10 protein-coding genes are annotated in these 11,621 nt (G+C 52.6%); 4 read left to right on the top strand and 6 right to left on the bottom strand.

Annotation, left to right across the window (positions count from 1 at the left end; genetic code table 11):
* Positions 1 to 59 precede the first annotated feature (59 nt).
* Positions 60 to 374 (bottom strand): YbaB/EbfC family nucleoid-associated protein, encoded by a 315-nt coding sequence (locus D3A97_RS07790; RefSeq protein ID WP_119077812.1) that lies wholly within the window; start codon positions 372 to 374, stop codon positions 60 to 62.
* 66 nt (positions 375 to 440) lie between these two features.
* Here D3A97_RS07790 and D3A97_RS07785 point away from each other — a divergent pair, with 66 nt between their 5' ends.
* Together D3A97_RS07785 and D3A97_RS07780 are read left to right on the top strand one after the other, a co-directional pair.
* A complete protein-coding gene (locus D3A97_RS07785; RefSeq protein WP_119077811.1) occupies positions 441 to 1,679 on the top strand; it encodes an NAD(P)/FAD-dependent oxidoreductase in 1,239 nt (412 codons plus the stop codon).
* A gap of 1 nt (position 1,680) precedes the next feature.
* On the top strand, positions 1,681 to 2,772 hold the full coding sequence (locus D3A97_RS07780; protein WP_119077810.1) for a DUF2891 domain-containing protein: 1,092 nt from the start codon (positions 1,681 to 1,683) through the stop codon (positions 2,770 to 2,772).
* 79 nt (positions 2,773 to 2,851) lie between these two features.
* On the opposite strand, the gene D3A97_RS07775 is transcribed toward D3A97_RS07780, so the two are convergent.
* The 4 genes from D3A97_RS07775 to D3A97_RS07760 all read right to left on the bottom strand — a co-directional run bounded on the left by D3A97_RS07775 (position 2,852) and on the right by D3A97_RS07760 (position 8,202).
* Positions 2,852 to 4,489, bottom strand: coding sequence for an amidohydrolase family protein (locus D3A97_RS07775; RefSeq protein WP_157986404.1), 1,638 nt, complete (start codon positions 4,487 to 4,489; stop codon positions 2,852 to 2,854).
* A 24-nt stretch (positions 4,490 to 4,513) separates the two neighbouring features.
* Positions 4,514 to 5,701 carry a transporter gene (locus tag D3A97_RS07770; protein WP_119077809.1) on the bottom strand — a complete coding sequence of 396 codons (1,188 nt, stop codon included), beginning with the start codon at positions 5,699 to 5,701 and terminating at the stop codon, positions 4,514 to 4,516.
* A 1-nt stretch (position 5,702) separates the two neighbouring features.
* Positions 5,703 to 6,353: an ATP-binding cassette domain-containing protein gene (locus tag D3A97_RS07765; protein ID WP_119077808.1), complete on the bottom strand. Its 651-nt coding sequence runs from the start codon at positions 6,351 to 6,353 to the stop codon at positions 5,703 to 5,705.
* Positions 6,354 to 6,465: 112 nt separating this feature from the next.
* Positions 6,466 to 8,202, bottom strand: a complete 1,737-nt coding sequence (locus D3A97_RS07760) for a DUF4836 family protein (RefSeq protein ID WP_262697046.1) — start codon at positions 8,200 to 8,202, stop codon at positions 6,466 to 6,468.
* Between the two features lie 173 nt (positions 8,203 to 8,375).
* Here D3A97_RS07760 and D3A97_RS07755 point away from each other — a divergent pair, with 173 nt between their 5' ends.
* Positions 8,376 to 8,657, top strand: coding sequence for a YciI family protein (locus D3A97_RS07755; RefSeq protein ID WP_119077806.1), 282 nt, complete (start codon positions 8,376 to 8,378; stop codon positions 8,655 to 8,657).
* A 369-nt stretch (positions 8,658 to 9,026) separates the two neighbouring features.
* Here D3A97_RS07755 and msrB read toward each other — a convergent pair whose 3' ends face one another.
* Positions 9,027 to 9,491 carry a peptide-methionine (R)-S-oxide reductase MsrB gene (msrB, locus tag D3A97_RS07750; protein ID WP_317126364.1) on the bottom strand — a complete coding sequence of 155 codons (465 nt, stop codon included), beginning with the start codon at positions 9,489 to 9,491 and terminating at the stop codon, positions 9,027 to 9,029.
* 262 nt (positions 9,492 to 9,753) lie between these two features.
* On the opposite strand from msrB, the gene mutL reads away from it, so the two are divergent.
* The gene (gene mutL / locus D3A97_RS07745) at positions 9,754 to 11,601 is read left to right on the top strand and encodes a DNA mismatch repair endonuclease MutL (protein WP_119077804.1); all 1,848 of its coding nucleotides are present in this window, start codon (positions 9,754 to 9,756) and stop codon (positions 11,599 to 11,601) included.
* Positions 11,602 to 11,621: the final 20 nt, after the last annotated feature.

The following is an 11,621-nucleotide window of genomic DNA, read 5'->3' as shown; positions in this document are numbered from 1 at the left end:
CAATAGCGCAAGACAAAAGGAAATAAAGCCGGGCAGTAAAAGCCCGGTTTTTTTATACCTTACATGCCCGGCAAACCCATGCCGCCCAGCATGCCCCCGGCCACGCCTTTCATTTCCGTTTCCCAGGCGTTCTCGGCGTTCTTAAGCGCGCGGTTGAGGGCGGTGATGAGCAGGTCTTCCAGCTCTTCCTTGCGTTCCGCGTTCAGCAGAGAAGGATCTACTTCCAGGCTCTGCACCTCGCGGTTGCCCGTTACCACTACCTTTACCGCACCGTTGCCGGCCTCGCCAGCCACCGTAATATTTTTAAGGCGCTCTTTGCTGTCATTCATTTTTTGCTGCGCCTCCTGCAGTTTCCCGAACAGGTCTCCGAACATAATAGTCAGTTTCAGGCAAAGATATATATTTCCACAGCGGCGCCAGAATACGTATCTTGGCGGCCTATGATCACCACATCAGTATGTATTATAGGGGCCGGCCCTGGTGGCGCTACAGCGGCCCTGCAACTGGACAGGCTGGGCATTTCCTGCGTAGTAGTGGACAAGGCCGTTTTCCCGAGAGACAAGGTATGCGGAGACGGGCTTAGCGGTAAGGTCATTACAGCGCTGGAAAAGATAGATCCCGCCGTGGCAGGGCGGCTGCGCCTGCTGGTGGAAAAAGAGAACAGCTGGGGCGTTACCTTCGTTTCTCCCGGCCGCCAAAGCATGGACGTTCCCTACAAACCCAACTACAACAAACAGGAAGACGCCCCCCTCGGTTTTGTGTGCAAACGCATTCACTTCGACAATTTCATGGTAGACGAGTTGAAGCGCAGCCTCAATGTTCGTTTATACGAAGGCGTTAGTATAGACAAATACACGGAAGAAGCAGACGGCTACATACTTACCAGCAACACCGGAGACTTTGCCGTAAAGGCCCAGCTGGTGATAGTGGCCAATGGCGCCCACTCCTCCTTCACCCGCGATGTAGCAGGCATCCGCATGGAGCCGAAATATTACGCGGCCGGCATACGGGCCTACTACAAAGGCGTTACAGGCATGCATGCAGACAGTTTTATAGAACTGCACTTCCTGAAAGACCTGCTGCCCGGCTACCTCTGGATATTCCCCCTGCCCAACGGAGAAGCCAATGTTGGCATGGATATGCTCAGCGATGCGGTGCGTGACAGGAAAGTAAATCTCAAAACACTGCTCACAGATACCCTGAAGAACGATCCCATTTTTGCCGAGCGTTTCAAACAGGCGGAAATGGTGAGCAGCCTGGACGGTTACGGCCTGCCGCTGGGCTCTAAAAAAAGACGCCTCTCCGGCAGCCGGTATATGCTGGTGGGCGATGCGGCCTTTATCATAGATCCTTTCACCGGCGAAGGCATCGGCAACGCCCTCTACTGCGGGGCCATAGCCGGTAAACAGGCCGCCGCTTGCCTGAGCGCGAAAGATTTCTCCGCGGAAACCCTGCTGGCATACGATGAGGATGTGTACCGTGTGCTGGGGCCCGAGCTGCGGCTCAGCTACAAACTGCAGCAGCTGGTAAAATACCCGCGGCTGTTTAACTGGCTGATGAAAATGGGCATGCGGAACAAACAGCTTCGTGACGTGATCTCCAGTATGTTCTATGAAGTAGACCTCCGGAAGAAACTCACACGGCCTTCTTTTTACTTTAAACTGTTACTTAACCGCTGATATGAGAGTTGTATCCCTGCTGGTATGCCTGCTGTGGCTTACAAAAAGCAATGCGCAAATGCCTCTCTACACGGAAAAAGACGGACAACTGCGCCTCACTACCGCCGGCGCGCTGCATTTTGCCGCGCTGCCCCTGAAGTGCATGCAGCATGCTTTCCCGTACAAAACAGGCATCGTGTTTTCAGACTCTTCCCTGCTGCAGGCCCCGCAAAACTATCACCCGGCCTTCTACGGCTGCTACGACTGGCACAGCAGCGTACACGGCCACTGGATGCTGGTACGGTTGTTAAAAATGTACCCTGACCTGCCTAACGCAGCGGAAATAAAGAGAAAGCTCGCAGAAAACCTCTCGCAAGACAACATCCGGCAGGAAATGCTCATTTTCCGCAACAAGGAAAACAAAGGGTTTGAGCGTATTTACGGCTGGAGCTGGCTGATGCAATTGCAAACGGAGCTTATAACCTGGGACGATCCGCTGGCCAGGCAACTGCGCGGCAACATTGCGCCATTGGCCCGCCTGTTCAGCACCGCCTGGCGGGATTTTCTGAAAAAGATCGTATACCCCATCCGCGTAGGCGAGCATACCAACCTGGCCTTTGGCCTCCGCCTGGCCTGGGACTACGGCGTTGTTACACGGGATACGGCCCTGCAGTCTTCCATCCGCGAGGCCGCCCTGCGCTTCTACGCCAAAGACCGCAACTGCCCCGCCTCCTGGGAGCCGGGCGGTTATGACTTTTTATCTCCCTGCCTGGAAGAAGCAGACCTGATGTGGCGCATCCTTCCTGCAGACGCGTATAAAACCTGGGTGAAGAACTTTTTGCCGGGGCTCTTTGAGCAAGAAATCACCCTGTTCAGCCTGGCCGAGGTAAAAGACCGTACAGACGGCAAACTGGTACACCTGGACGGCCTCAACCTCAGCCGCGCCTGGTGCCTGTACGGTATTGCGCGGCATTGCGGGGAAACGGGCAACAACATCAGGGAACTGGCCAACCGCCACCTGCACGCGGCGCTGCCGCATGTGGCCAGCGGGGATTATGCGGGGGAGCACTGGCTGGCAACGTTTGCGGTGTATGCGTTGACGGTGGAGTATTAAATCCGGAATATAAGAAACAGGACCGGCTAAGTATGATAGCCGGTCCTGTTCATTTTGGGTATGTGTTTGAAAATCCTTTCTATCCCCCAATCGTTTCCGAGTCAAATATCACCACCTTTTCCCAGTAGGTATTACAGTTCTTGATAAACTCCAGGTGTACAGGATGCTCCTGGTAAATATCATGCCCGGCCTCATCTTTGAAAACGGTGAGCAGACAATAGCTGTAACTTTTGTCTATAACGGGGCGGTCTGTTTTGGCGGGTTTGCCTACGTTGAACATCAGCAGGGTCTCAATTTTTCCCAGCGAGCTAACGCCTTCCTCAAATTTCTTTACGTCTGCCGCAGAGAGGCCCGGCTTCAGGTAAAAATTTACAACGTGAACGAATTTTTTAGTATCTGGCATGATGGTATTGTTTTGAACGGCCAACAAGTTAGCGGTTCCCTGTTTAAAAATCAAGCCGTCTTTCATCACAAAGCTCACCTTTCCCATTGCCTGTATGTCTTTCAGCGGGTCTCCGTCTACCGCGGTAAAGTCTGCCGTTTTGCCGGGGGTTATGCTCCCCAGTTGGTCCTGCACGCCCAATAGCTCCGCTGCCCGGCTGGTGGCTGATTTAATAGCTTCCATGGGAGGCATGCCGGCTTCCACCATGTAGGTAAATTCCAGCCAGTTGCGGCCGTGCATGAATACGCCGGCGTCTGTACCGAAAGCTATTTTAACACCTTTCTTCCAGGCCTTTGCAAAAGTGCCTTGTATTTGCGGGCCAATAGCTTCCGCCTTGGGCTTCACAATAGCGGGAAAGTAGCCGGCAATTTTGGCCGAATCTGCCACGGAGCGGCCGGCGGTAATGGTGGGTACATACCAGGTACCGTGTTTGATGGCCAGGGCCATGCCTTCCTCATCCATCAGCGTACCATGTTCTATAGAGTTAACACCGGCGCGGATGGCGCGTTTAATGCCCTCTGTGCCATGGGCGTGGGCGGCTACTTTCATATTGTAATCCCGCGCCGTGCTGATGATGGCTTGCAGCTCTTCATCCGTAAACTGCGGGCTGCTGCCGTCTTTGGCCACACTCAGCACACCTCCGGTGGCGGTGATCTTGATGAGGTCTGCCCCGTTTTTGTATGCCTGGCGTACGGCCTTGCGGCATTCATCCGCGCCGTTGGCCACGCCCGCTTCCGGGCCGGGGTTACCCATCAGGTCTTGCCGGTATCCGTTAGTAGGGTCTGCATGCCCGCCGGTGGTGGCAATAGACTTGCCGGCCGTGAAAATGCGCGGGCCGGTGATGAGGCCTTTGTTGATGGCATTCCGCAGGGCAATGTTCACCCCGGAGCCGCCCAGGTCCCGTACGGTAGTAAAGCCCGTCAGCAACGTGCGCTCCGCATAACGTACGCTCAGGTAAGCCAGGTCTGCGGGGTTTTGGATAAACTTGTCTGTATACGCTGTTTTGCTGGTCTCTCCTTCCAGGTGTACGTGCATGTCCATCCAGCCCGGCATTACGGTTTGCTGCTTCAGGTCGATCACTTTGTCTCCGGGGGCTGGCGCGGCGTACCCTGCCTGTACGGCCAGTATCTTTTTACCTTCAATGATCACAGACATTTGACGGCGTGCGTTGTTAGACACACCGTCTATCAGCATACCGCAATGCAGTATGGTTTTTTGCGCCAGGGCCGGCAGCATGCTGCAGGCAGTGCATAGCAGCAGAAAGGTCTTTTTCATGATTTTGGTAATAGGGGTGGTAAATTATATATCTGCAATATGTTTTTTAACGGAAAACAGGTTCACGGCATATACCAGTACCAGTATGGCCAGCGTGGCCAGCAGCGCCGCCAGCGAAGGCCATTGCGGCACAAACATGTTGTGCCCGGCCAGTATGCCAGACACCCACCATTGCAACCCCGCCACCAGCAGCAGCGCCAGCACGCCTATCACAATGTACATGGGAACAAATTGCCGGAGCAGGTAGCCCTGCAACTGCCGCGGCGCGGCGCCGAGGGTGATCAGCAGGCGTATTTCCTTTTTGCAGGAAGCGATCACCAGTTGAATGAACATACTGAACACCAACAGCGCAAACAGCAGCAGCACCAGCCCGAAAAAGCCCACTACGCTTACGATCACCTGCACAATGCCGCGTATCTTGCTATACTTTGTTTTTTCCGTGTCTGTAGAAAACCCGTGTTTTTCCAGGTAATCTGCCAGCACGGTGCTGCTGGGGTCTTTTGTTTTGATGATGATGCGGGAAGGCGCCTTGGCAGCCCCGCTGCCATATATGCCGTTAGCCCAGTCCATAAAGGCCTGCGGCACCAGCACGGTGGAGATGCGGTCGGAAAAACCAGCTATTTTACCGGCAAACTGACCGGTGCGGAGCCCCTGGCTGATCACGATACCCGGACTGAGGGTCTTGATGGTTTCTTCCGAGAACTGGGGGATGCTGTTGCCCAGGGCAAAACCGAAGTTGAACATATCTACAAAGTCACGCGGCACTATGACCGGTATCACCATCTGGCCCGGCTGCCATTTCCATTCATCGCTCTTCACATCTATGAAGCTGTCTGGCACCGCTTCAAAAAACATTTCAGTAGAAAACCCCAGCTGGTCTGCCACCATTTTTACATTGAATTGCGCGGCGGTAATAACGCCCAAGCTCTGCACAAAGGGCTGGGCGGCAAAATCGTTCAGCTCCGTTTTGGTAAAAGTGGTCAACTCGGGGCGGCCCATCATTTCATTGGTGATCTTTTTATTGATCACCAAAAAGTCTGCCCGCTCGTTCTGGTTCTTTTCGCCGTACAGCAGCGCTGAAAAATTGTGATGCACCTGCAGTGCCACCAGGATCAGCAGCATGGCTATTCCCAGGCCAACGGCCGCCATCCAGAACCGGCCTTTCCCAACGCCGGTGCGGATGATCTTTTTGAGTAACTGGTAAAACTGCATGTTATAAAAGATAGCTTACGTGGTAATCAAATCGGTTGTCGTGATCAAGGTCTGTGAGTATGAACCCGGCCTTGCGGCGCTGGCATTCCTCCGCGATCAGCTGCGCGGCTTTTTGCGCATTGGCCTCATCCAGGTGGCTGAACGGCTCGTCCATCATCAGCCATTGAAATGGCTGCATCAGGGCGCGGATGATGGCAATACGCTGCTTTTCCCCGTATGAAAGGGTGGCGGCGCTCTGGCGCAGCACATGGCTTACGCCCAGCCGCGCGGCAAACTCTTCTATCTTTTCCGGCCCGTACATGGGCTGTGGCTGCATCACCCTTTTCAACTCCACGTTTTCCTGTGCGGTCAGTTGGTCAAACAACCGGAGGTCCTGGAAAATTACGCTGATCTGCGCCTGCCGCATAGCGGCCAGTTGGTCCCGGCTATAGGAAGGCCATGGCTGGCCATTTATCTGTATGGTACCCGTATAATCATACCGGATATGATAGAGGTAATGCACCAGCGTGGTTTTGCCGGTGCCGGAGGGCGCCTTGATCTTGATGAACTGCCCGGGGCTGAATGTAACATTGCGGTTCCAGATGTCCGAAGCCTGCTGCATTACCTTGTCTCGCAGCGGTACGGGCACTACCGCAGATAGCGCTATCTGCATGTTTTGCTGTTCTGTTAAATGGCCGATGTGGAATGTTAAATATAGAATATTCCACCAAATAAAAAGCTGCCCCGGATGGGAGCAGCTTTTATATATCTTGAATATCTCAGGGTCAGGGGGCTACCGGGGCGGCCACGGTATCCGCAGCTACGGCAGCGGAGTCTGTTACAGCATCGCCCCAGGCGGCTTCGTCTTCTTTCTTTTTGGAAAGGTAGTAGCCGTACATTTTCTGGGTGAAGTTAGCCAGCTGTACCAGCGTGTTCTGCCCTTCGTTCTTGAAGTTCAGCTCCATCACGGATTTCTGTGACTTGCCGTCGAAAGGCTCTGTTGCAACGGTAAGGTCTTTCAGCAGGCCTTTAATATCGTTGGCCACACTGTCAGGCAATTTCATTTCTTCCGCAGGCAGGTTGTTGACGAGTTTTTCCACACTGAAGTATACGCTCAGTACATTGCCTTTCGCCTTGCTTTCCACTCCTTCGTCCAGCTTCACTTTGGATTTGCCCTCGGTATATGCCTGCATCAGCGCCGCATCGGAGCTGAACAGGATGCGCTCGTTGGTAATAGAAACGGCCATTTCGCCGCCAAGGTCCTGCGCAGGTTTGTATTCATTACCTTCTTTGGTGAACATGGGCGCAATGCGGGGAGCGTTCATGATCTTTTCAAAAGCGGCCTTGTCTCCCACTTTCATATTGAACACCCATTTAGCGTGCGGCTTGGTGGTTTTATAGGTAGAGTCCCATGCGGAGGGCACGCTTTCCACGGTAAAGTCTGAGCCAATGAGGGCAATTTCTCCCTTGAAGGCTTTCAGCAGGTCTTCCAGCGTAATGCCGGCTTCCGCCAAGCCCATGTTGGCAAAACCGTCCATGCCTACCAGTTTGAGAATGTCTCCCAGCATGCGCAGGTCAAAGTTGATCAGCATAAAGCCCAGTACATTTTCAGAAGGGTAGTTTTCCAGCATGCTCATGTTCACCTTCTCCATCGGGTATTTCTTCATGATCTCTTTTATTTCGGTGCCGGCATAGGAGGTGCTGTTCACTTTTATTTTGCCGTTCTCGAAATGCAGGGCCGCCGTCTGGAAAGCGCCGGCAGTCAGCTTCTTCACATTGGTGGTAACCAGCGCGGCCATACCGGAGGGGGTGCCGGGGTTGAAAGCGTAGATCTGTTCGCTGCTCATCCAGAACAGCACATCGCCTTTCTCTTTCTGGATGTCTTTGAAAGACTCTATGTTGGCTACAGACTCATCTGCTTTCAGGTGAAAGAGGCCGTCCAGCAATTCCGCCTTGTTGGCTTTTTCAGGAGCTTGAGGGGCGGGAGCGGTGGTATCTCCCAGCATGGCAAAGGGATCTGATTCGTCTCCGTAAGGAAGTTTGTTGGGATTGATGGGAAACACGCCAATAATGGTCTCTTTATTGAACCCGATGGCGGCGTCTTTGTCTTCCAGGAACTTAAAGTCTTTCCCCGCCGTTATCTCTTTTTTGGACTTCTCTTTCAGGAAGGCCTCAAACTTGGCTTCATCTTTCAGTTTGGCAACAGCCATCACATAGCCATTCCCTTTATCTCCGGGCACCATGGCCACGTATACGTTGCCCTGCAGGTCTACGCCGGAGTTTTCGGCTTCTTTCAGGGCCTTGGTCATTTCATTGCTGGTATCTTTCTGCTGCAGGGCGTCAAACAGCTTGTCTACAGAGAGGCCTTCGGTTACCAGTTTCTCCTGTATTTGTTTGGAGTTGATACCCAGCACAAGGGCTGCAGTTTTGGGGATGTGTTTTCCCTGCTCGGGAATTTTGGAACAGGCTGACAACAACAACACGGCAATTCCGGATAAAAGAAGGAATGCCCTTGAAATCATTTGTTTCATAATGAGCGTTAAATGGATTTGAAAATTACCCTCAAAAATACTAGGTTTTTTGCTAATACGTTTATTTTTATTGCATCCCGGCCGGAAAGGCGCTACTATCAACTATTTGTATACCTTTGTAAATATTCTGATTTTTAACCATTTACTGAAGAACCGTTTACATTATGTACCTGATCCTCCTGCAGTACATCAGGCCCGTGGCAGCTGTTGAACACTACCTTGAGGCCCACAATGCTTTCCTGGAAAAACAGTACAGGGAAGGCCGCTTCATCCTTTCCGGGCGCCGCAAGCCCAGAACCGGGGCCATCATACTTTGCAAGGCGGGAAGCCGCCGCGAGGTGGAGACCATTCTGGCGGAAGACCCGTTTGACAAATTCCAGTTGGCAGTGTATGACATTATTGAATTTGAGCCTAACACTTATGAACTGGCCGACGTGAGTTCCTGAAGCCGCTTTTTCCCTTCCCTGTTCTTTTCTCCTGTTGCTCCCTTACCCGCTGCCTTGCCGCAATCCGCACATTGCCGGAACATGCCGTCTTTTGATATGACCGCCCCGTTCCATTTCCTGTGAAATAATTTACCAGCTGTTACGCCCAACCGGTCTCCAGCCCGCTATATATGCAATATACCGTTCCGCAGGCAGTAGCTGCTTGCATGCGCATTGTGCGCGCAAACGGCATAACAGTAATGGTAAAAAAGAAATGTTGCTGAGGGGATATAACCAGGCATATTTTTACCCTGCGGTGAAAGATATATCAACACCCGCGCTGCGGTACAATACAGTTTGTACCGGCAGCATATAGTCAGGCGGGCAATGTTATTCTTTCTCTTTGTACTTCTTTTCCGCGTCTTGCGCCTTGTCAAAGTCCAGGATCACGGAATTGATGCAATAACGCAAACCGGTTGGTGGCGGTCCGTCGTCAAAAACATGCCCCAAATGGGCTTTGCAGCGGCCGCACTGCACTTCCGTACGTTGCATGCCGTGAGAGTTGTCTGGCGTATAAATTACGCTGGTTTTACTGATGGGCTGGTAGAAGCTCGGCCAGCCGCATCCGCTTTCAAACTTTGTGTCAGACACAAAAAGCGGGTTCCCGCATGCTGCGCAATAGTAAGTGCCTTTTTCCTTATGGTCCCAATATTTGCCTGTAAACGCCCATTCTGTGCCTTTTTCGCGGGCGATGTCATAAACTTCTTTCGGTAATACTTTTTTCCACTCTGCGTCTGTAAGGTTTACTTTACCAGTATCCGTGCGGGAGTACGCAGGATTCTTTTTTTCTTCCATGAATTTATTTTTTCCTCCGTTCTGAGAGTATGTACAATGGCTGAACAGTAATAATAACGGCAAAATTAGAAGTTTCCTTGTTTCCATACTAAGATTTGATTTTGCGTTAACTACGCTTTAACACCAAACGCAATACTTTGCTTTTCATCCCCATGCGCGGAGATTGTCCCTAAAGGTACGAAACGGGCTACCGATTGGTTTGCGCCGCTCTTTTAATTTAACATATTTTTTTCTTCCTACCTTTAGGGCAAAAGGCAGGCAAGTGGCGGATATCATCAATTTATTACCGGATAATATAGCAAACCAGATAGCAGCAGGGGAAGTAATTCAGCGGCCGGCATCGGCGGTAAAAGAGTTGCTGGAAAATGCGGTAGACGCAGGGGCTACCGAAATTCAGCTTTTTATCCGGGACGCCGGCAAGGAGCTGGTGCAGGTGATCGACAACGGCACCGGCATGAGCGAAACAGACGCACGCATGTGCTTTGAACGGCATGCCACCTCCAAGATCCAGTCTATAGACGATCTTTTCCACATCCGTACCATGGGCTTCCGCGGCGAAGCGCTGGCCTCCATTGCCGCCGTAGCGCAGGTAGAGCTGAAAACCCGCCGCCCCCATGAAGACGCCGGTACCTTCATTGAAATAGATAACAGCGTCATCAAACGCCAGGAGCCCTGCCAAACGGCCTTCGGCACCAGCATTGCCATGAAGAACCTCTTCTTCAACGTGCCGGCCCGCCGTAACTTCCTCAAAAGCAACGCCGCGGAAATGCGGCACATCGTAGACGAGTTCATCAGGGTAGCGCTTGCCTTCCCGCACCTCCAGTTTTCCCTTAACAGCAACGGCCAGCAAATGTTCCACCTTGAAAAAGGCTCGCTCAAACAACGCGTGGTGAACATCCAGGGGCAGCATTATAATGCCAAACTGGTAACCGTAAAGGAAAGTACGGACTACATGAATATTCACGGCTTTGTGGGCAAACCGGAAACGGCCAAAAAGACCCGTGGGGACCAGTTCTTTTTTGTGAACAACCGCTTTATCAAAAGCAGCTACCTCAATCATGCGGTGATGTCTGCTTTTGCAGACCTGATACCTGCAGACAGCTTCCCGCTGTACGTGCTGTTCATAGACCTTGACCCTGCGCACGTAGATATTAACGTACACCCCACCAAACAGGAGATCAAGTTTGATGATGAAAGGATACTCTACGCTTTTGTGCAGTCCGCCATCAAACACGCGCTGGCCCAGTTCAGCGTAACGCCGGCGCTTGACTTTGAGCTGGACCCCGGCATCCAGCAGCTGGACGCGCTCACCCAGCCTTTTACGGAGCAGAAAAAACAACAGTCTTCCAACACGTCCATCTATAAAACCTTTACACACGCCAACCAGGCGCATGTGATAGACAACAGCAGCAACCTGCGCCACTGGAAAGAGCTGTACGGCCCCGCACCGTCCCCGGATAACGGGAATGCCGCGCCGGCGGAGCAACCTGTTTCCACCGCGTCCGTTATAGACGAACGCTGGCAGGAAGCCGCCACAGACCAGAAAGTACCCGTGCAGGTACACCAGCAGTACATTCTATCACAGATCAAATCCGGTTTCATTCTCATAGACCAGCGGGCCGCGCATGAGCGCATCTTGTATGAGCGCTACCAGCGCGCGCTGTCTGAAAAACCCATTGCCACCCAGCAAAGCCTTTTTCCGCAAACGCTGGAGCTATTGCCGGCAGATGCTATTGTAATTACCGAAATGCTGCCGGAGCTGCAGGCACTGGGGTACGACCTGGAGCCTTTTGGCCAGCAAACCTTTGTGGTGCGCGGCACACCGGCAGATATTCAAACCGGCAACGAGCAGGCCAGTATTGAAGGGCTGCTGGAGCAATTCAAACATTTCAGCAACGAGCTGAAATTAAACCGCAGGGAGCAGCTGGTACGCGCCATGGCCCGCAACAACGCCATCCCCGCCGGTAAAATGCTGGGTACCAAGGAGATGCAGAATATTATAGACGAGCTGTTTGCCTGCGCTACGCCCAATGTTTCTCCGGGCGGGCGCTTCACTTTTATTTCCTTTAAACTGAATGACCTGGAACGGATGTTTGACCGGGGGGCCTGACGGTGTAGTAATGACAAAAG

The sequence above is a fragment of the Chitinophaga alhagiae genome, assembly GCF_003568665.1.
Taxonomy (GTDB): Bacteria; Bacteroidota; Bacteroidia; order Chitinophagales; family Chitinophagaceae; genus Chitinophaga; species Chitinophaga alhagiae.
Note: the sequence above shows the minus strand (reverse complement) of the source record. Positions and strands in the feature narration are given on the sequence as shown.

Excerpts from the sequence above, each read along its gene's own strand:
- D3A97_RS07790 (WP_119077812.1), bottom strand. The coding sequence starts at position 374 with ATGTTCGGAGACCTGTTCGGGAAACTGCAGGAGGCGCAGCAAAAAATG.
- D3A97_RS07785 (WP_119077811.1), top strand. The coding sequence starts at position 441 with ATGATCACCACATCAGTATGTATTATAGGGGCCGGCCCTGGTGGCGCT.
- D3A97_RS07780 (WP_119077810.1), top strand. The coding sequence starts at position 1,681 with ATGAGAGTTGTATCCCTGCTGGTATGCCTGCTGTGGCTTACAAAAAGC.
- D3A97_RS07775 (WP_157986404.1), bottom strand. The coding sequence starts at position 4,489 with ATGAAAAAGACCTTTCTGCTGCTATGCACTGCCTGCAGCATGCTGCCG.
- D3A97_RS07770 (WP_119077809.1), bottom strand. The coding sequence starts at position 5,701 with ATGCAGTTTTACCAGTTACTCAAAAAGATCATCCGCACCGGCGTTGGG.
- D3A97_RS07765 (WP_119077808.1), bottom strand. The coding sequence starts at position 6,353 with ATGCAGATAGCGCTATCTGCGGTAGTGCCCGTACCGCTGCGAGACAAG.
- D3A97_RS07760 (WP_262697046.1), bottom strand. The coding sequence starts at position 8,202 with ATGATTTCAAGGGCATTCCTTCTTTTATCCGGAATTGCCGTGTTGTTG.
- D3A97_RS07755 (WP_119077806.1), top strand. The coding sequence starts at position 8,376 with ATGTACCTGATCCTCCTGCAGTACATCAGGCCCGTGGCAGCTGTTGAA.
- msrB (WP_317126364.1), bottom strand. The coding sequence starts at position 9,491 with ATGGAAGAAAAAAAGAATCCTGCGTACTCCCGCACGGATACTGGTAAA.